This is a genomic window from Allobosea sp. NPDC003192, assembly GCF_050275675.1.
Lineage (GTDB): Bacteria > Pseudomonadota > Alphaproteobacteria > Rhizobiales > Beijerinckiaceae > Allobosea.
In genome coordinates this window covers 23,545-42,924 of sequence record NZ_JBNNPK010000012.1, presented here as the reverse complement: position 1 = coordinate 42,924, position 19,380 = coordinate 23,545, and the positions used below count along the sequence as shown (strand labels likewise).

Genomic DNA, 19,380 nt, shown 5'->3' with positions numbered 1-19,380 from the left:
CAATGCAATATCTTCGCTGGGCAAAGGGGCTCATCCTGCGCAATTTTCTGCGTAGGCATGTGCACATCATTGCGGTGGGAGTGAGGGGCGCGGCGTCAGGTGCACGCCGGCGATGGTGCAGCGGGTCGAGCCACCGGCACGCTCGATCGTCGGGATCGCCAGCGGCAGCGGCTGTGCGCTCTCGCCGATGATGCCGAGCTGTTCGGGCGTCAGCGCGGCGAAGGCCGTCGTCGAAAGGGCGAGGATGCGCCCGTTCCGCCCCTGCAGCTCGATCGCATTGCCGGCGAATTGCTCGATCTGCGCATTGCTGAGCGCGATCACCTGGCGGCCGGCGCGCTCGAAGCGCTCGACGATCTCGCTGCGCCGCGCCGCATCGGTGATCATGTCGAGGCCGATCATGGCAAAATCGGTCGCGACGCACATCAGCACATTGGTGTGGTAGATGTCGGCGCCGTTGCCGTCCTTCGCCGAGAACACCATCGGCTCGAAATTGAACTGGGTGCAGAAGCGCTCGAGGATGATCGGATCGGTGCGCTCGGATTTGGCGGCGTAGGCGATGCGGTCGATATGGTCGAGCACCATGGCGCCGGTGCCTTCGAGGAAGAGCCCATCGGGCTCGAGGCCGGAATAATCGATCACCTCCTGCACCCGGTAGCGGCGCTTCAGCATCTCGATGACGTCGCTGCGGCGCTCGCGCCGGCGGCTGATCGCCTTCATCGGATAGATCGCGACATGGCCTCCGGCATGGGTGGAGAACCAGTTGTTCGGGAAGACGGAATCCGGCGTCAGCGTGCCTTCGTCCTCGAACAGATGTACGGTGACGCCATGCTGCTCCAGCAGCGCAGCCGCATCGGTGATCTCCCGGAAGGCGAGCTCAGCGAGATCGTCCCCCTCCTCCTGCCGGCGCTGGAAATGGTTGTCGGCGGCAGTCTCGGTGTTGACCGTGAAATGATGAGGCCGGACCATGACTACGGCGGCAGGCGCCTGGACGGAGAAGGCTGGCTGGCGTGCCATTGAACTATCCTTGAAGCGTCAGTCAGCGGCTCGCTGCAGCATGCCGAAGAGGTCGCGCGGCTCGTCGGGATCGGCGATCATGTCGAGATTCTGGTAGAGATCCGTGCCGGCAATGCGCTCGCGCAGATAGCGCAGAGCCGAAAAGTCCTCGATCGCGAAGCCGACGCTGTCGAACAGCGTGATCTGGCCGGCGTCGCGTCGGCCCGGGACCTGGCCGGTGACGACGCGCCAGAGCTCGGTGATCGGATAGTCCTTGTCCATCTGCTGGATCTCGCCCTCGATCCAGGTCTGCGGCGGGTATTCGACGAAGGTGTCGGCGCGCAGCAGGATGTCGCGGTGCAGCTCGGTCTTGCCCGGGCAGTCGCCGCCGATGGCATTGAGATGGACGCCGCGCCCGACCATGTTGTCGGTCAGGATCGTCGCGAGCTGCTTGTCCGCAGTGCAGGTGGTGATGATCTCGGCGCCCTCGACCGCAGCCTGCGCCGTGCTGCAGGCGGTGACCGAGAGACCACTCCCCTGCAGATTGCGCAGCGTCTTCTCGGTGGCGGCGGGGTCGATATCGTAGAGCCTGACCGCCTCGATGCCGATGACGGCCTTCATCGCCAGCGCCTGGAACTCGGCCTGAGCGCCATTGCCGATCATCGCCATCGTGCGCGCGCCCTTCGGCGCCAGATGCCGCGCCGCCACCGCCGAGGTCGCGGCGGTGCGCAGCGCGGTCAGCAGCGTCATCTCGGTGAGCAGGACGGGGTAGCCGCTCGCAACCTCGGCGAGCAGCCCGAAGGCAGTGACCGTCTGCAGGCCGGAGGCGACGTTCTTGGGATGGCCGTTGACGTATTTGAAGCCGTAGATCGTGCCGTCCGAGGTCGGCATCAATTCGATCACGCCGTCGCGCGAATGGCTGGCGACGCGCGGCGTCTTGTCGAAGCTCTCCCAGCGCCGGAAATCCTCCTCGATACGGTCGGTGAGCTCGCGCAGCATCGTCTCGATGCCGACCCGGTGGACGAGGCGCATCATGTTGTCGACGCTGACGAAAGGCACCATCGCCTTCGCGGAGGGAGGAAGTGCGGTCATCGGAGGCGCCAGGTCCCAAGCTGTTCAAGCGAGGATTCTAACGTGGGCAGGCTGTTGGCCGAAATATCAGAACTGTGTTATTTCCGTCATCGAATTGAACAGATTGCCTACACCGATTGCAAAATCAGTCAGAGGCCTGATGGTCGCCGAGATCGCCAAATATGTTCCCGACACGCTCGACCGGGCGCTGATCACGCATCTGCGGGGCGATGGCCGCGCTTCGCTCTCCAAGCTCGCGACGGTGCTGGGGGTCGCCCGCGGCACCGTCCAGAACCGGCTGGAGCGGCTGATCGAGACCGGAACGCTGCTCGGCTTCACCGCCCGCGTCCGCGACGATTACGATGAGAATGCGGTGCATGCGGTGATGATGATCGAGGTCGTCGGCAAGTCGACGACGCAGGTCATCCGCAAGCTGCGCGGGCTGCCGGAGGTCCACACGCTGCACACCACCAACGGCAATTGGGACCTGGTCGCCAATATCCGCGCCGGCAGCCTCGCCGAATTCGACCGTGTCCTCCGCGAGGTGCGCATGATCGACGGTGTCGCGAACAGCGAAACCAGCCTGCTGCTGAGCAGCGTCTAGAGACGGAAGACAGAGCACGCCTTTGGTCAGGCCGGCGACGCGCTCGTTGCAAGCCTCAATTCCGAAGCCTGAAGTAAAGCCCGGAATAAGTGTCGGCATGGCATTCCGGATGCAGGGGAACGTCGATGGCCCTCTGCTTGGTCCAGGCGTCGACCTGCTCGTAGCCCAGCGCTTCCAGGTCTTTGATAAAGCGTTCGCGATGCGCGACCGTATAGGGGCAGAAGGCGATCCGCCCCGACCTCTGATTGATCGACTGCAAGGTCACGAAAGAGCGGGTCGGATGCAGTGCGGTCCGGTGGATGATCAGGTGCGGCGGAAGCCTGCTTGCCCCGCGCAGGGCCTCGTGCAGGAAGCCTTCTTTCAGATACTGGAGCGAGCCGGCGGCGAAGACGATGTCGGCCTCCCCGATCGCGCCGATATCGTTGGTGAAATTGAGGTGCCTGTCCCCCCGCTCCCGGGCGATGCGTTCGCCGGCCTGCGTGATGTTCGGCACGTCGTAGATCGTCCATGAAAACCCGTCGGGAAAATCGAGATAGCCGCAATACTGGTAGTAGACATGCCCGACATAGCCGCCGAGATCGAACAGATGGCGGGCGCCGCCTTCGATAGCCGGCCGCAGCCAGAACAAGGCAGGATACTCGGTCGGCGGCATCGGCCTGAACTCGCCGCTGGCATGACTGTAGACGTCGAGGTCGGCCATGCCCGCCTGATCATATCCGGTGACGGCGATCGGGGCGGAGCGAGCGGCATCCTCGACGCTCGAGAACAGGCCGCTGTAGCCGCTGTCGTTTCGCCCCGCCAGGAATTCCCAGCGATGGAAAGCGTAGTGGACATGCCTGATGCCGGGCCAGGCGCTCATCGCGCGGGCGGCCTTGCGGCTCGCCCATCGGGCGACGCTGAGCGGCGTGTGCCTGCGCCTGAGTTCCCTCATGCGAGCTTCCCCCTCGGGCCCGGCGCGAGCCGCCGGCCCTGATCCCCTCCTGCATTGGAATTTCGGGCGTTTCCGCAGACAAGCGCGCAAAGGGCGAGAGGAAAAGGCCACCGGCGGTACCTCCACGGCCGTAGCGCGTGCGCCGGGGGTCGATATCGTGACGGCGACGATCACGCCCCGGATTGCTCCGCCGCGCCGCTCGTCCCATCGTGGCGACGTACCGCCCTGCGCCGGCACCAGATGACGCCGCCCTTCGGATCGGCCAGTGTGGCACCCCGTTTCGCTTCTCCGGTCTCGATGCTCGCCGCCCTCGCCTCCGCCCTCGCTCTGCTCGGCCGCTACGGCACGCAGGGCTTCGCGCTCTCGATCTTCCTCGGCCTCGCTCTGCCGCAGTTCTCGGCGGCGGCGCGCCCGCTCCTGCCGATCACGATCTTCTGCTTCACCACCGTCGTGTTCATGCGCGCCGATCTCACCGTCATCGCCGGGCTGGTGCGCCGGCCGCTGAAGCTCATCGTGACCTGCCTGTGGCTGCTGTTCGTCCCCGCGCTGCTGATCGCCGCTGCCCTCGCTGTGCTCGGGCGCGAGGCGCTCGACCCCGGCCTGCTGCTCGGAATCGCGATCATGGGCGCGGCGCCGCCGATCATGTCCTCGCCCGCCGTCGCGATCCTCTACGGATTCGAGCCCTCGCTGATCATCGCCGGCGTCATCGTCACCACCATCGTGAGCCCGGTCATTGCGCCGCTGCTGGTCGACTGGCTGGCGGGGGCCGCCGTCCCGCTCGACCGGCTGGCGCTGGCCTTGCGGCTTGTGATGTTCATCGGCGGCGGCATGGTCGTCGCCTTCGCGATCCGGCGCTGGCTCGGCCCTGCGCGCATTCGCGAGCTGAAACCCAATCTCGATGGCTTCGGCGTGCTGATGTATTTCGTCTTCGCCATCGCGGCGATGGACGGTGTCACCAGGGCGGCGATGGAGCGGCCTGGCCAGGTTGCGCTCTTCCTCGCCGTCGCCTTCCTCGTCTCCACGGTCGGCCTCGCGACCGCCTGGCTGGCCTTGCGCCGTTTCCCGGTCTCCGAGCGCTTCATGATCGGTTACGGCACCGGTCAGCGGAATATGGGCCTGCTCGTCGCCGCGCTCGGCGCGGGCGTGCCGCCGACCACCTATCTCTATTTCGCGCTGGCCCAGTTCCCGATCTATCTGCTGCCCTGGCTGCTGCGCGGCGTCGCGGCCCGCATCAGGCGCAAAGAGATCTCTGCTGACGCGAGCTGACTGCAAGCTTTGTCAGTGTTCCGGCAAGCAAAGCCGGAGTTCCTGTTATGATCACGCTCTATTCGGGGCCGCTCAGCCTGTTCTCGCGCAAGGTCGAGATCGCACTGCGGGAAAAAAATCTCGCCTTCGAGCGCATCATGGTGCCGTTCAACCAGACGACCGGCTACGACCCCAAGCATCCCGAAGTCGTCGCCATCAACCCCAAGCGGCAGGTCCCGGTGCTGAACGATGACGGCATCGTGCTCTACGACTCGACCGTGATCCTAGAATATCTCGAAGACGCCTATCCTGAGCCACCGCTCTTTCCGCTTTGCCCCGGTGCCCGCGCCCGCTGCCGGCTCGACGAGCTCTATGCTGACGAAATCATGCTGCAGGCGCTGAAGCCGCTGATGCATCGCACCAGCCCGCCGAGCACCGACCAGACCAGGCGCTTCGCGCTGGAGGCCGACGCGCTGATCGCCGAGCGCGCACTGGAGAAGCACTACGCCGAGCTTGAAGATCGGCTCGCCGGCCGCGAGTTCTTCGGCGACGCCGTCTCGGTCGCCGATATCGCCCTGTTCATGAGCGTGCTGTTCTCGCTTCGCCTCGGCGGCCCCTCGCTCGCGCCGTTCGACGGCCTGTCGCGCTGGTTCGAGCGGCTGAAGCTGCGGCCCGCCTTCACCCAGGCCGCCGTCGAGATCGCCGAGGCCGACCGGCGCCTCTCGTTCCCGTTGAAGCGAGCGTGAGGGCCGCCTTTCGCGATTGCGAGAGCGGCAACGCGGCGCTAGACCACGCCGCATGAGCACGATCCGCATCGCCCCCTCCATCCTCTCCGCCGATTTCGCCAAGCTCGGCGAGGAGGTCCGCGCCATTGACGAGGCCGGTGCCGACTGGATCCATTGCGACGTGATGGACGGGCATTTCGTGCCCAACATCACCTTCGGCCCCGATGTGCTGAAGGCGATCCGTCCGCACACGAAGAAGTTCTTCGACGTCCATCTGATGATCGCGCCGGTCGATCCCTACATCGAGGCCTTCGCCAAGGCCGGCGCCGACCTGATCTCCTTCCATGTCGAAGCCGGCGCACATCCGCACCGGACGCTGCAGGCGATCAAGGCGCAGGGCAAGCAGGCCGGCATCGTGCTCAACCCCGGCACGCCGGCGAGCGCGGCCGAGCCGCTGATCGGCGATGTCGATCTCATCCTCTTGATGACGGTCAACCCCGGCTTCGGCGGCCAGAGCTTCATCCATTCGGTGGTCGAGAAGATCGCCCAGGTGCGGGCGTTGATCGGCGAGCGGCCGATCGCGCTCGAGATCGATGGCGGCGTCACGCCTGAGACGGCGCCACTCTGCGTCAAGGCCGGCGCCGATGTGCTGGTCGCCGGCTCGGCCGTGTTCAAGGGCGGGCCGTCGGCCTATGCCGGCAACATCGCCGCCATCCGCAAGGCGGCCGAGACCGCCCGCGGCGATTGGGTCTGAGGACTCAGAGATCGATCGCGGCGAAGCCGCCATAGATCAGGCGCGTCCCGTCGAAAGGCATGGGGTTGGCGGCCGGCTGCATGCGCGGATCGGCCATGATCTTCTGCCAGCCGGCATCGCGCGCCTCCTTGCTCGGCCACTCGACCCAGGAGAAGACGACGACCTCGTCGTCCTTGGCGGCCACGGCGCGGTAGAAATCGGTCTGCTTGCCACGCGGAACGTCGTCGCCCCAGGATTCGAAGACGCGCGTCGCGCCGTACTCCTTGAACAGCGGCGCTGCCTTGCGGGCGTGCTCGGTATAAGCCTCGCGATTGGCGGCCGGCACGGCCGCGACGAAACCATCGACATAGGACATCAGTCTTTTCCTCCTTGGGTCTGTCGGCGCTCCAGAAGCGAGGAGCACCCCGCCCAGCCGGCGCGGACGCTAGGCAGGGCATGGGTCCGAAGCTGTCAGCAGTGGCCCTCCGGCATTCCGTCAGCGGCCCGTCCGTGCTAGCGAGCCGGCGAGCCTTTCATCGTCACCTCGCGAGCCCGCTATGATCCCTCGTTATTCCCGCCCCGAGATGGTCGCGATCTGGGAGCCGCAGACGCGCTTCCGCATCTGGTTCGAGATCGAGGCGCACGCCACCGACAAGCTCGCCGAGCTCGGCGTCGTGCCGAAGGAAGCAGCGGCGACGATCTGGGCCAAGGCCAAGGACGCGACCTTCGACGTCGCCCGCATCGACGAGATCGAGCGCGTCACCAAGCATGACGTCATCGCCTTCCTGACCCATCTCGCCGAGATCGTCGGTCCCGAGGCGCGCTTCGTCCACCAGGGCATGACCTCCTCGGACGTGCTCGACACCACCCTCGCCGTGCAGCTCGCCCGCGCCGCCGACATCCTGATCGCCGATGTCGACGCCCTGCTCGCCGCGATCAGGCGCCGCGCCTTCGAGCACAAGCTGACCCCGACCATCGGCCGCTCGCACGGCATCCATGCCGAGCCGGTGACCTTCGGCCTCAAGCTCGCCCAGGCCTATGCCGAGTTCGACCGCTGCCGCGCCCGCCTCGTCGCGGCGCGCGCCGAGATCGCGACCTGTGCCATCTCCGGCGCCGTCGGCACCTTCGCCAATATCGACCCGCAGGTGGAGGAATATGTCGCGCAGAAGATGGGCCTGACGCCGGAGCCGGTCTCGACCCAGGTCATCCCGCGCGACCGCCACGCCATGTTCTTCGCGACGCTCGGCGTCGTCGCCTCATCAGTCGAGCGCCTCGCCACCGAGATCCGCCATCTCCAGCGCACCGAGGTCTATGAGGCCGAGGAGTATTTCTCGCCGGGCCAGAAGGGCTCCTCGGCGATGCCGCACAAGCGCAACCCGGTGCTGACAGAGAACCTGACCGGCCTCGCCCGGCTGGTGCGCGGCATGGTCACCCCGGCGCTGGAGAACGTCGCGCTCTGGCATGAGCGCGACATCTCGCACTCCTCGGTCGAGCGCATGATCGGCCCCGACGCGACGGTGACGCTCGATTTCGCGCTGGCGCGCCTCACTGGCGTCGTCGACAAGCTGCTGATCTATCCGCAGAACATGAGGAAGAATCTCGACAAGCTCGGCGGTCTGCACAATTCGCAGCGCGTCCTGCTCGCTTTGACCCAGGCCGGCGCCAGCCGCGAGGACAGCTATTCCATGGTCCAGCGCAATGCGATGCGCACCTGGGAGCATGGCGAGGACTTCCTCACCAATCTCAAGGCTGACAAGGACGTCACGACGAAGCTCTCGGTGGCTGAGCTCGAGGCGATGTTCGACGAGGGCTACCACTTCAAGCACGTCGACACGATCTTCCGCCGGGTGTTCGGGGAAGCGTGAGGCGCCAGCTGGATTTCACGGAACCGAACGCTATCTAGCGGCTATGAAAACTTCAGACACCGACATCCTGATCGTCCCCGGCTGGTCGGGCTCCGGCCCCGACCATTGGCAGAGCCGCTGGGAAGCCAAGCTCCCGACGGCCCGCCGCGTCGAGCAGGAGGACTGGTACAAGCCGACCCGCGATGGCTGGGCTGATCGTATCGTCGCCGCGGTGCGCGCCGCGACCAGACCGGTCGTCATTGTCGCCCATTCGGCCGGCTGCAGCGCGGTCGCGCATGCGGCCGAGCATCTGAAGCCGCATGAGGTCACCGGCGCCTTCCTGGTGGCTCCGGCCTCCGAGCGGGCCAAGCGTGCCATCCCAGGCATGGCCGATGATTTCACCGCGATCCCGCGAAAGCCCCTGCCCTTCCGCTCGGTGCTGATCGCCAGTGCGACCGACCCCTATTGCACGCCGGACGAGGCCAAGGCCCTGGCGCAGGCCTGGGGCTCGGAATTCGTCGATGCCGGCGACAGCGGCCATCTCAACACCGAATCCGGGCACGGCCCCTGGCCTGACGGGCTGCTGCGCTTCGCCGGCTTCATGAAGAGCCTGACGGCGGCGTGAGCGAGGCGTACAGCGCTCCTCCAAGCAGATTCGGTCAGCCCGCCGATGCGGCGGTGAACACCGCAAGCTGCGCCTCGAAAGCACGCTGATAGGCCGGCCGTGCTTCGGCGCGGGCGACATAGGCAGCGAGGTTCGGGTGCTCTTCCAGCATGCCCGAACCTTGCAGTCGGCGCAGCACCGTCACCATCAGCAGGTCTCCTGCGCTGAACGCGCCGTCGAGCCACTCGGCATCGCCGAGATGGTTGGAGAGACCTTCGAGCCGTTTGCGGATGATCTGGTCCAGGGCGGCGAGACGCTCTTCGTACCAGGGTTTGTCGCGCTCCAGGATCCTGACCAGGCTGCGGTCGAAGATCGGCGGCTCCAGCGTGTTGAGCGCCGCGAACATCCACATGGTCGCGCGCGCCCGGGCATTCGCGTCGTCAGGCAGCAAGCCGGCATGGCACTCGGCGATATGGAGCACGATCGCTCCCGACTCGAACAGGGCGAGATCGCCGTCCTCATAGGTCGGAATCTGCCCGAAGGGCTGCAGCGCGAGATGCGCCGGCTCCTTCATCGTCTTGAACGACAGCAGGCGGACATCGTAGGGCTGACCGACCTCCTCGAACGCCCAGCGCAGGCGCATATCGCGCGCCAGGCCGTTGCCGCGGTCGGGTGAGCGTTCGAAGGCGGTGATGGTGGCGGTCATCGGCAGCTCCCGTGATTATGTCGCGCTGTGCTTGCCGAGGACGAATGGCGGTCGCGCCGCCCGACAGCACGCGTCGTTTTTCATGACCGCAGGGGCTCTCGACCGCGCTCGGCCAAGACACACGGCTAAAGAAAAACCCGCCCCGGATCGCTCCGGAGCGGGCCCTGTCTCATGCCTTGCGGCAATCAGAGACGATCAGTTCTCGACATAGCCGATCTTGCCGTCGGCACCCTTCTTCCAGGTGTAGACGGTGTAGTCGGGACGGGTGATGTCGCCCTTCTTGTCGAAGCCGATCTTGCCGATGACCGTGTCGACCGGCTGGCCGCCATGCAGCGCCGCGGCGATCTTCTTGGGGTCGACCGAGTTCGCGCGCTTGGCGCCTTCGGCCATGATCTGGACCGCGGCATAGCTGTAGAGCGTGTAGGCTTCCGGCTTGAACTTGCGGGCCTCGAACTTCTTCAGGACTGCAGCGGCCTCCGGACGCTTCTGCGGATCCGGCGGGAAGGTCATCAGCGTGCCTTCGACGCCGGGGCCGCCGATCGTGGCGAACTCGTCGGTGGTGATGCCGTCGCCGGAGATCAGCACGGTCTTCAGGCCCTGGTCGCGCATCTGGCGCACGATCAGGCCGCCTTCGGTGTGCAGACCACCCCAGTAGAGGTAGTCGGCACCCGTCGACTTCAGCTTCGAGATCAGCGCCGAGAAGTCCTTCTCGCCGGCGTTGACGCCTTCATAGAGCACGTCCTTGATGCCGGCCTTGGTCAGGCCCTTGCGGGTCTCGTCGGCGAGGCCCTGGCCATAGGTCGTCTTGTCGTGGACGATGGCGATCTTCTTGCCCTTGAGGTTCTTGGCGATGTATTCCGCCGCCACCGAGCCCTGCTGGTCATCGCGGCCGCAGGTGCGGAACACGTTCCAGAGACCACGCTCGGTGATCTTCGGGTTGGTCGCCGAGGGGCTGATCATCAGGATGCCGTTCTCGGCATAGACTTCCGACGCCGGCATGGTGACGCCGGAGTTGAAGTGGCCGAGCACCATCTTGACGCCGTCGCCGACGAACTTGTTGGCAACCGAGACGCCCTGCTTCGGATCCGAGACGTCGTCGCCGACGAGGATCTGGATCTTCTGGCCCAGGATGCCGCCGGCAGCGTTGATGTCTTCCGCAGCCTGTTCCGCCCCGTTCTTCAGCTGCGCGCCGAACGCCGCATTCGGACCCGTGATCGGGCCGCCGACGCCGAGCTTGATCTGTGCGTTCGCTACGCCCGAAAAGGCGAGGACCGCGCCAAGGGCAATACCGCCCAAGAGCAGCTTCTTCATGCGTTGTGACTCCCCTGTGAGTATATTACGGGCCGGCTTGGCCGTCCCGTCTCGGCGCGTGGTGCCACCGTGAAACGCAGTCTTGCGCTTTTTCGCGGTGCTGTCACGCGGCAAGCCCCGTGAACTTTGGTTGCGTTTTCGGCGCCTTAAGAACTCTCTCGAGGCCTCCAGCTGAACGGGCCGGTGCGCTCGTAAAGCCAGCGATATTGCGTCGTCATCTGACGCGCCCGGTTGTAGCGCCAGCCGGCAAGGCTGAAGGCGAGCAGCACCAGCGTGTCGACGATATAGTAGTGCGGCGACAGCAGCGTCGCCTCGAACAGGGCGAAGTGGATGAAGCGGATCACCAGCCCGAGGATCAGCGTGTAAAAGACGAGCTGGATCGGCGGGCGCCAGGTGATCGCCACCGCCCTTCCCGTCATCCAAGCGGCCCAGCCGCCCATCACCACGGTCACCAGCAGGAAGAGCCAGATGGTCGGCTCCTCATAGAGAATGCCCTGCATCGATCAGCTCCGTCGAAAAGCTGCGGCGCTCAATGCCGGCCGCCTTCAAGATATGCGGCCCGCACCTGCGGATTGGCGAGCAGCTCCTTGCCGGTGCCGCTCATGGTGATGACGCCGTTGACCATGACATAGCCGCGATGGGCGAGCTTGAGCGCATGGAAGGCGTTCTGCTCGACCAGGAACACGGTCAGCCCCTGGCTGCGGTTGAGCTCCTTGATCGCCTCGAATATCTGCTTGACGATCAGCGGCGCGAGGCCGAGCGAGGGCTCGTCGAGCATCAGCAGCTTCGGCCGCGCCATCAGGGCGCGCGCGATCGCCACCATCTGCTGCTCGCCGCCCGAGAGCGTGCCGCCGCGCTGCTGCAGGCGCTCCTTCACGCGCGGGAAGAGCTTGCAGATCCTCTCGAGGTCCTCGTCGAAATGCTGCATGCCGGCGACGGCGGCGCCCATCTGCAGGTTCTCGAAGACGGTCATGCGCGGGAAGATGCGCCGGCCTTCCGGCGATTGCGCGATGCCGAGGCGCGCGATCTCATGGCTCGGCATCCTGGTGATGTCGCGCCCTTCATAGGTGATCGTGCCTTCGCGGGCCTGCGGGTTGCCGAAGATCGTCATCATCAGCGTCGACTTGCCGGCACCGTTGGCGCCGATCATCGTCACGATCTCGCCCGCACGGACATCGACGTCGACGCCCTTCAGCGCGATGATCTTGCCGTAATAGGTCTTGACGCCGCGGACGGAGAGAAGCGCCCCTGCTTCGCTCATAGGCCGACCTCCGCTTCCACAGCTTCGACCTCTTCGTCATCGACGCCGAGATAGGCCGCGATCACCTTCGGGTCGGCCTGCACCTCGGCCGGCGTGCCATCCGCGATCTTGGTGCCGTAGTCGAGCACCACGACATGGTCCGAGATTTCCATCACCACCGACATGTCGTGCTCGATGAGCAGCAGCGCCGTGCCGTGATCCTTGCGGATCGACAGGAGCAGGTTGTTGAGGTCGAGGCTCTCGCGCGGATTGAGGCCCGCGGCCGGCTCGTCGAGGCAGAGCAGCACCGGGTCGGTGCACATCGCGCGGGCGATCTCGAGGCGGCGCTGGTCGCCATAGGGCAGATCGGCGGCGGGGTCGTCGGCGCGATGGATCAGGTTGATCTTCTCGAGCCAGGACTTCGCCTTTTCGATCGCCTCCTTCTCGCGCGCCTTGTAGCCGCCGATCCCGAGCACACCGAGGAAGGTGAAGCCCGAGGCGATCATCAGCGGATTGTGCTGCGCGACCAGAAGATTCTCCAGCACCGTCATGCCGCCGAACAGGCGGATGTTCTGGAAGGTGCGGGCGACCTTGGCCTTCCAGGCGATGCGGAAATCCGGCATGCGCTCCAGAAGGTAGCTGTCGCCGCTGTCCTGGGTCAGCGTGATCATGCCCTCAGTCGGCTTGTAGAAGCCTGTGATGCAGTTGAACACCGTGGTCTTGCCGGCGCCGTTGGGGCCGATCAGCGCCGTGATGTCGCCCTTGCGGGCCTCGAAGGAGAGGTCGTTGACGGCGGTCAGGCCGCCGAAGCGCATGGTGAGATGCTCGACCTGGAGAAGCGGCTTGGTCGTCATCAGCCGTGCCCCTCCTGGACCATATCGGCCGAGATGGCCTTCTTCTCCTTGAGGAAGGCGGTCGGCTCTCGCGTCGAGATCAGCCCGCGCGGCTTCCAGATCATGATCACCACCATGGCGAAGCCGAAGATCAGCATCCGATACTTGGTCGGGTCGAAATCCGGACCGAAGATCTGCTTCATCCAGTCGAGCTCGCGCAGCAGCTCGGTGCCGCCGATCATCGCGATCGCGGCGATGGCGCAGCCCCAGAGCGAGCCCATGCCGCCGAGCACGACGATGGCGAGGATCACCGCCGATTCCATGAACACGAAGGATTCAGGCGAGATGAAGCCTTGCCGTGCCGCGAAGAACGAACCGGCGAAGCCGCCGAACATCGCGCCGAGCGAGAAGGCGGTCAGCTTGGTGTTGGTGGTGTTGATGCCGAGCGAGCGGCAGGCGATCTCGTCCTCGCGCAGCGCCTCCCAGGCGCGCCCGACCGGCAGGCGCCGCAAACGCAGGCTGACATAGGCGGTCAGCAGGGCCAGCATCAGGATGACGTAATAGAGGAAGATGGTTCGGTAGAGCGGTGAGAATTCCAGACCGAACACCGCAGCGAAGCCGTCATCGGCCGCCGTGAACGGTATCCCGAAGAAGGTCGGCCTTGGGATACCGGAGATGCCGGCATAGCCGTTCGAGAAATCCGTCCAGTTGACCAGGACGAGGCGGATGATCTCGCCGAAGGCCAGCGTCACGATGGCGAGGTAGTCGCCGCGCAGCCGCAGCACCGGGAAGCCGAGGATGATCCCCCAGAAGGCGGCGAGGATGCCGGCGAGCGGCAGCAGCACCCAGAAGGACAGGCCGAAATTCTTGGCCAGCAGCGCATAGGAATAGGCGCCGACCGCATAGAAGGCGACATAGCCGAGGTCGAGCAGGCCGGCGAGGCCGACGACGATGTTCAGCCCCCAGCCGAGCATGACGTAGATCAGGATCTGGACGCCGAAGTTGTCGATCCATTTCAGCGCCCCGCCCCAGCCCGCGAGGTTGATCGCGATGATCGGGAAGGTCAGCAGGAAGCCGAGGCCGAACAGCGAGAAGATCCGCGAATGGCGCTGGAAGAAGCCGACCGTGCCATGCGGCAGCAGCCGCACGATCGACTTGCCCTCACCGCGCTTCTGCTGGCGCAGCGCCATCAGGAAGCGGCCGACGAAGACGATCGCAACCGCCCAGGCCACTGCGTCCCAGCGCGGATCGAGCACGAGCTGGTTGTCGAGGTTCTGGCGCGTGCCCCAGGCGATGATCGGGATGCACAGGCCGAAGGTGATCAGCGCCGCGAAGGCGGCCTCCTTCAGCGCCCTCGTCATGTCCGCCTGGCGCTTGGCGGGAATCGATGCCTCTCCTGCCATGGGCTCAGACCTTCTCGACTTCCGGCCGGCCGAGAATGCCGGAGGGCATGAACACGAGGACGACCGCGAGGATGCAGAAGGCGGCGACGTCCTTGTAGTCGATGGTGAAATAGGCCGACCACATCACCTCGATCAGGCCGATCAGCAGTCCGCCAAGCACGGCGCCCGGCAGCGAGCCGATGCCGCCGAGGACCGCCGCGGTGAAGGCCTTGACGCCCGGCGTGAAGCCGTCAGCGAAGTTCACGACGCCGTAGAGCACGAGGTACATGACGCCGGCGACCGCCGCGAGCGCCGCGCCCATCACGAAGGTGATCGAGATGGTGCGGTCGACGTCGATGCCGAGGAGCGAGGCCATCTTGCGATCCTGCTCGCAGGCACGCTGGGCCCTGCCGAGCGGGGTCTTCTGCACCAGGTACCAGAAGGCGGCGAGCAGCACGATCGTCGTCACGATGATGACGATCTGCTTGTAGGAGATCGAAACCGGGTAGGTCGCGCTGTCGATCAGCAGGATCGACTTGTTCAGCATCGGCGGGATCGGCTTGTTGCGCGGCCCCTGCACGACCTGGACGAAATTCATCAGGAAGATCGACATGCCGATCGCCGAGATCAGCGGCGCGAGACGGAACGAGCCGCGCAACGGCCGGTAGGCCACCCGCTCGATCGTCCAGTTCCACAGCGAGGTGAAGAACATCGCCAGGATCAGAACGAAGAACAGTGACAGCACGATCAGACCGGCGCCGAGCCAGGCCGAAATCAGCATGAAGAAGATCAGCGCGATGAAGGCCGACAGCATGAACACGTCGCCATGGGCGAAATTCACCATGCCGATGATGCCGAAGACCATCGTGTAACCGATGGCGATGAGGCCGTAGATCGACCCCAGGGTCAGCCCATTGATGAGCTGCTGGACGAATACTTCCATGGAACGACGCCTAACCCCTCGAATCAGTTACCCGTTCTTTTCTGCGTGGCATGACACCGGCGCATGCGGGATGCGATTTCGGCGCAGAGCTACCAACCGTCTGCGCGCTCGACAATCACTCCGCGCCACATTTCTGTCAAAAGCAATCTGCGTGACATTGCATATGCAATAGGCAGCCGATGCTGCGGCCCTGCGCGCATTCGGCGCAAGATGATTGCTCGGCATGCAGTACACGATCCTGCGATATCGGACCCTGGCGTCGCTGATGTCGCACCACCAGGGCGCGAGATACCGGAATGGCGGCTTCGATCGCGTTCAAGGCATGCGCATTTGGCCTCGCGCACGGCGCCGAGCGCTGCCACCATCACCCTCCCGCGAATCCCGCTTCCCAGGTGCGCCATGGTCCTCGCCACCCCTCCTCTCGCCGACGCCGCCTATGACAAGGCGCTTGCCCTGCTCGACCGCGTCCCGCTGATCGACGGCCATAACGACCTGCCCTATGTCGTGCGGCTCGACCGGAGCGCGAAAGGCGATCTCGAGGTCTATGATCTCGGCAAGGTCCATCCCGAGACCGACACCGACATCCCGCGCATGCGCGCCGGCAAGCTCGCCGGCCAGTTCTTCGCGGCTTATGTCCCGCCGAACCATCCCAAGCCCGCCGGCTTCGCGCTGGCGCAGATCGCGCTGATGCGCCGGATCTGGGAGCGTCATGCCGACGTCTTCCGGCCGGGCCTCTCGGCTGACGATGTCGAGACCGCCAAGAAGGAAGGGCGCATCGCGCTGTTCATGACGATCGAGAACGGCTCGGCGCTCGACAACGAGCTCGACGCGCTCGACGCCTATTGGGATCTCGGCGTCCGCCTGATGACGCTCTGCCACAACGACACCCACGACTGGTGCGATTCGGCGACCGATGCGCCGCGTCACAATGGCCTTTCAGCCTTCGGCAAGGAGGTGATCGGCCGGATGAACCGGCTCGGCATGATCGTCGACCTCGCCCATGTCGCGCCCAAGGTGATGCATGACGTGCTCGACATCAGCGAGGCGCCGGTGGTCTGGTCTCACTCCAACGCCTTCTCGCTCTGCGACCATCCGCGCAATGTCCCGGACGACGTGCTCGACCGCATCGCCGGCAAGGACGGGCTGGTGATGGCGACCTTCGTGCCGGATTTCATCAGCCAGGCCTCGCGCGACTGGCACCGGCCGGCAAAAGACCAGTACGGCAAGACGCCGGAGGGGCTCGACTACAAGAAGGCCGAGGCCGAGATCGTCCGCACCACCGGCCCCCGGCCGAAGTCGACGCTGGCGCAGTATTGCGACCATGTCGACTATCTCGCCAAGCGGATCGGCCACGATCATATCGGCATCGGCTCCGACTTCTTCGGCGGCCTTACCCCGGAAGGCATCGAGGACGCCTCGACCTTCCCGGCCGTGATCGCCGAGCTGATCCGCCGCGGCTGGTCGGACGGGAATCTCGCCAAGCTCGCCGGCGGCAACATGCTGCGGGTGATGCGCTCGGTCGCGAGCGTCGCCGCGCGCTGAGTGCGGCTGCGACGGCAAGGCGAAATTGAGGCAAAATTTTAAGGGTGTGATGCCAGAACTGCCGGGCCCGACATTGCGAGCGGGGGCGGAGCGCTAGCGAGTCCCCTGTCCCGCGCCAGAACAGCCCGGACAGCACCCGTGAATCTCTTTCCCGCTTCGATCAGAACCTATCTCGTCGCCACCATGGCATGCCTGTGCGTGCCCGGCCTCGGTGCGCTCGCCTTTCTCGCCGAACAATCCGTCGAGGACGTGCTGACTAGCCGCCGGCTGGTCGAGCTGGTCGCCGCCGACGAGGCCCTCCTCAACGCCGGCAACACGATCCGCTCCAACCGCGGCCAGGCCCAGACTGCGATCCAGGTCGCGGATGACCCGACACCGACGCTGAAGAAGATCGAGCAGGCCAATCGCGACGCGCTCGGCAGCGCCATGGTCCTCCTGCGGGGCACGGACCTCGCCGACCGCAAGGCGCTCGCCGACGCGATCGACCAGAAGGAGAAGGCGACCGCGGCAAAGCTGGCGGACATCTACGCCGAGGCCGGCAAGCCCAAGCCACAGCGCAGCCTCGCCGCCACCATGCCTTGGTACAATGGCGTCGGCGACATCGAGACCGCGATGACCACTGCGTCCGATGCGACCTCGACCGCGGTCCGCATGTCCGATCCGGCGCTCGCCGATCTCCAGAATTTCAAGGCCGCCGGCTGGCGTGTGCGCTCGAGCTACGGCACGCAGTGCTCGGTGCTGCGCCCGGTCTTCGGCAGCAACAAGCCGATGGATGCGGCGCAGCTGCGCCGGCTCGGCGAGATGCGCGGCGCCTCCGACTCGAGCGTCGCCCAGTTGACCCAGCTGGCGGCGCGCCCCGGCGTCAGCCCCGAGCTGGCGCGCAAGGTCGGCGCGATGAACGCCGAGGTCACGGCCGCCAACCGGCTGATGGACGAGCAGATCGGCCGCGTCGGCCAGGGCAGCAGCCCAGTCGTCGGCGCCGAGGAATGGACCAAGCAGTGCAACGGCCCGTTCAATACGATCCTTGCTGCCGTCGGCCAGTCCTTCGACGAGATGGAGAACGTGACACAGGCGACGCTGGCGCGAGCCTGGACCCGACTTGCCGTCACCGGCGGCCTGTTCCTCGCTCTGCTCGCCATCTGCGTCGTGAGCTGGCGCGGCGTGCAGCGCCGCATCACCCGGCCCCTGGTCCAGCTGCAGACCTCGCTCGCCGGCATGCAGGCCGGTGACTTTGCCCAGAAGATCCCGGCTCCGCCCTGCCCCGACGAGATTGGCACGCTGAGCGGCGCGCTGGAGGATTACCGCCAGAACGCGCTTGCACTGGAGACAAACCGGCGCGACCGCGAGGTCGCGATGCTGGCCGATGCCGAACAGGCCGCCAAGGTCCGCACGCTCGTCGGCGAGGTCGCTGGGATCGTCGCGGCGGCCCGCGCCGGCGACTTCTCCGGCCAGGCTGAGGCCGGCGATGTCGACGGCCCGCTGCGCGAACTGGTCGAGGGCGTCAACGAGATCAATGCCGTCGTCGATGCCGCGACCACCGAATTCGCCGATGCGATGCAGTCGCTCGCTGCCGGCGACCTCACCCACCGCGTGACGACCGGCTATCGCGGCCGCTTCGCCGCGCTGCAGGAGGCGATCAACCAGACCGCCGAACGGCTCTCGACGACGATGCGGACGATCCAGGCCAACGCCTCGGATGTCGGCCTCTCGGCCCGCGAGATCTCGACCGGCGCCGACGACCTCTCCAAGCGCACCGAGGAGCAGGCCTCCTCCCTGGAGGAGAGCGCGGCGACGACCGAAGAGCTCGCGGCCTCGGTCAAGGCTTCCGCCCAGGCGTCCCAGCAAGCGGTACGCCAGGCCGGCCAGGCGATGCAGGTTGCGCAGGACGGTGGCACCATCGCCGGCGAGGCGGTCGCGGCCATGGCCAGGATCGAGGACGCCTCGAAGAAGATCTCCGAGATCGTCTCGGTGATCGACGGCATCGCCTTCCAGACCAACCTGCTGGCGCTCAACGCCGCCGTGGAAGCCGCCCGCGCCGGCGATGCCGGCAAGGGCTTCGCCGTCGTCGCCAGCGAAGTCCGCACCCTGGCGCAGCGTTCGGGCGAAGCGGCCAAGGACATTTCGGGGCTGATCTCCTCCTCGAACAGCGAAATCGAGTCCGGCGTGAAGCTGGTCCGTCAGGCCGGCGATGCGCTGACCCGCATCGTCGATGCCTCGCGCGGCGTGCAGACCACCATCTCGGAGGTCGCGACCGCCTCGGCCGAGCAGGCCAACGGCATCGAGGAGATGAGCCAGACCGTCGCCCATATGGATGAGATGACCCAGGCGAACGCAGCGCTCGCCGAGCAAAGCGCCGCCAGCGCCAACGCCCTCGCCGGCAAGATCGCCGAGCTCAACGCCCTGGTCGCCGCCTTCAAGACCGGTGACGAACTGGCGCCGATCGCTCGGGCGCCGGCCACTGCTGCGCCCTATGCTCCCCCGCCTCTGCGTACCTCCGATCTGGCGGCGATCGCCACCGGCCGGGGGGCGGAACCAGAGCGTCTGCGCAAGCTCGCTGCAGCGATCGCGGACCAGCAGAAGGCGGCGCCGCATCAGGCCCCCGCCCGCAAGCGCGCCAATGCCCGCTCGGACGATGCCGGCTGGGAAGAGTTCTAGGACGCATCGATCGTCTCC

At 66.1% G+C, this 19,380-nt stretch carries 19 protein-coding genes; 8 read left to right on the top strand and 11 right to left on the bottom strand.

All coding sequences use genetic code 11. The annotated features are described in order from the left end of the window. Positions 1–66: 66 nt before the first annotated feature. Complete coding sequence (gene ctlX, locus ACQKLX_RS16995; protein WP_427362756.1) at positions 67–1,014, bottom strand: citrulline utilization hydrolase CtlX; 948 nt, start codon at positions 1,012–1,014, stop codon at positions 67–69. Between the two features lie 18 nt (positions 1,015–1,032). Next, positions 1,033–2,085 (bottom strand): ornithine cyclodeaminase, encoded by a 1,053-nt coding sequence (locus ACQKLX_RS16990; protein WP_427362755.1) that lies wholly within the window; start codon positions 2,083–2,085, stop codon positions 1,033–1,035. Between the two features lie 139 nt (positions 2,086–2,224). Between ACQKLX_RS16990 and ACQKLX_RS16985 the strand changes: the two genes are divergently transcribed. Continuing rightward, positions 2,225–2,668: an Lrp/AsnC family transcriptional regulator gene (locus tag ACQKLX_RS16985; RefSeq protein ID WP_427362754.1), complete on the top strand. Its 444-nt coding sequence runs from the start codon at positions 2,225–2,227 to the stop codon at positions 2,666–2,668. Positions 2,669–2,723: 55 nt separating this feature from the next. Here the strand turns inward: ACQKLX_RS16985 and ACQKLX_RS16980 are convergent, their stop codons facing one another. Continuing rightward, a complete protein-coding gene (locus ACQKLX_RS16980; protein ID WP_427362753.1) occupies positions 2,724–3,773 on the bottom strand; it encodes a methyltransferase, TIGR04325 family in 1,050 nt (349 codons plus the stop codon). 93 nt (positions 3,774–3,866) lie between these two features. Here ACQKLX_RS16980 and ACQKLX_RS16975 point away from each other — a divergent pair, with 93 nt between their 5' ends. The 3 genes from ACQKLX_RS16975 to rpe are packed head-to-tail and all read left to right on the top strand — an operon-like array spanning position 3,867 to position 6,323. Beyond that, positions 3,867–4,865 carry a hypothetical protein gene (locus ACQKLX_RS16975; RefSeq protein WP_427362752.1) on the top strand — a complete coding sequence of 333 codons (999 nt, stop codon included), beginning with the start codon at positions 3,867–3,869 and terminating at the stop codon, positions 4,863–4,865. Positions 4,866–4,912: 47 nt separating this feature from the next. Then, positions 4,913–5,590 carry a glutathione S-transferase family protein gene (locus tag ACQKLX_RS16970; RefSeq protein WP_427362751.1) on the top strand — a complete coding sequence of 226 codons (678 nt, stop codon included), beginning with the start codon at positions 4,913–4,915 and terminating at the stop codon, positions 5,588–5,590. 52 nt (positions 5,591–5,642) lie between these two features. Beyond that, the gene (rpe, locus tag ACQKLX_RS16965; protein WP_427362750.1) at positions 5,643–6,323 is read left to right on the top strand and encodes a ribulose-phosphate 3-epimerase; all 681 of its coding nucleotides are present in this window, start codon (positions 5,643–5,645) and stop codon (positions 6,321–6,323) included. A gap of 4 nt (positions 6,324–6,327) precedes the next feature. On the opposite strand, the gene ACQKLX_RS16960 is transcribed toward rpe, so the two are convergent. Next, positions 6,328–6,678, bottom strand: a complete 351-nt coding sequence (locus ACQKLX_RS16960) for a DUF1428 domain-containing protein (RefSeq protein WP_427362749.1) — start codon at positions 6,676–6,678, stop codon at positions 6,328–6,330. A gap of 181 nt (positions 6,679–6,859) precedes the next feature. Here ACQKLX_RS16960 and purB point away from each other — a divergent pair, with 181 nt between their 5' ends. Continuing rightward, positions 6,860–8,167, top strand: coding sequence for an adenylosuccinate lyase (purB, locus tag ACQKLX_RS16955; protein WP_427362748.1), 1,308 nt, complete (start codon positions 6,860–6,862; stop codon positions 8,165–8,167). A 43-nt stretch (positions 8,168–8,210) separates the two neighbouring features. After that, a complete protein-coding gene (locus ACQKLX_RS16950; RefSeq protein WP_427362747.1) occupies positions 8,211–8,771 on the top strand; it encodes an RBBP9/YdeN family alpha/beta hydrolase in 561 nt (186 codons plus the stop codon). A gap of 34 nt (positions 8,772–8,805) precedes the next feature. On the opposite strand, the gene ACQKLX_RS16945 is transcribed toward ACQKLX_RS16950, so the two are convergent. The 7 genes from ACQKLX_RS16945 to ACQKLX_RS16915 all read right to left on the bottom strand — a co-directional run bounded on the left by ACQKLX_RS16945 (position 8,806) and on the right by ACQKLX_RS16915 (position 15,165). Then, the gene (locus ACQKLX_RS16945; RefSeq protein ID WP_427362746.1) at positions 8,806–9,456 is read right to left on the bottom strand and encodes a glutathione S-transferase family protein; all 651 of its coding nucleotides are present in this window, start codon (positions 9,454–9,456) and stop codon (positions 8,806–8,808) included. Positions 9,457–9,651: 195 nt separating this feature from the next. After that, complete coding sequence (locus tag ACQKLX_RS16940) at positions 9,652–10,767, bottom strand: branched-chain amino acid ABC transporter substrate-binding protein (protein WP_427362745.1); 1,116 nt, start codon at positions 10,765–10,767, stop codon at positions 9,652–9,654. A 146-nt stretch (positions 10,768–10,913) separates the two neighbouring features. Beyond that, positions 10,914–11,267, bottom strand: a complete 354-nt coding sequence (locus ACQKLX_RS16935; protein WP_427362744.1) for a DUF6867 family protein — start codon at positions 11,265–11,267, stop codon at positions 10,914–10,916. A gap of 29 nt (positions 11,268–11,296) precedes the next feature. Continuing rightward, positions 11,297–12,028, bottom strand: coding sequence for an ABC transporter ATP-binding protein (locus tag ACQKLX_RS16930; RefSeq protein ID WP_427362743.1), 732 nt, complete (start codon positions 12,026–12,028; stop codon positions 11,297–11,299). Next, positions 12,025–12,861, bottom strand: coding sequence for an ABC transporter ATP-binding protein (locus ACQKLX_RS16925; protein ID WP_427362742.1), 837 nt, complete (start codon positions 12,859–12,861; stop codon positions 12,025–12,027). The genes ACQKLX_RS16930 and ACQKLX_RS16925 overlap by 4 nt, the downstream gene beginning before the upstream one ends. Further along, positions 12,861–14,243 carry a high-affinity branched-chain amino acid ABC transporter permease LivM gene (gene livM / locus ACQKLX_RS16920; RefSeq protein ID WP_427362741.1) on the bottom strand — a complete coding sequence of 461 codons (1,383 nt, stop codon included), beginning with the start codon at positions 14,241–14,243 and terminating at the stop codon, positions 12,861–12,863. The genes ACQKLX_RS16925 and livM overlap by 1 nt, the downstream gene beginning before the upstream one ends. Before the next feature lie 4 nt (positions 14,244–14,247). After that, on the bottom strand, positions 14,248–15,165 hold the full coding sequence (locus tag ACQKLX_RS16915; RefSeq protein WP_427362740.1) for a branched-chain amino acid ABC transporter permease: 918 nt from the start codon (positions 15,163–15,165) through the stop codon (positions 14,248–14,250). 399 nt (positions 15,166–15,564) lie between these two features. Here ACQKLX_RS16915 and ACQKLX_RS16910 point away from each other — a divergent pair, with 399 nt between their 5' ends. After that, a complete protein-coding gene (locus ACQKLX_RS16910) occupies positions 15,565–16,707 on the top strand; it encodes a dipeptidase (protein ID WP_427362739.1) in 1,143 nt (380 codons plus the stop codon). Positions 16,708–16,845: 138 nt separating this feature from the next. After that, positions 16,846–19,362 carry a methyl-accepting chemotaxis protein gene (locus tag ACQKLX_RS16905; RefSeq protein ID WP_427362738.1) on the top strand — a complete coding sequence of 839 codons (2,517 nt, stop codon included), beginning with the start codon at positions 16,846–16,848 and terminating at the stop codon, positions 19,360–19,362. The last annotated feature ends 18 nt before the right edge of the window (positions 19,363–19,380 follow it).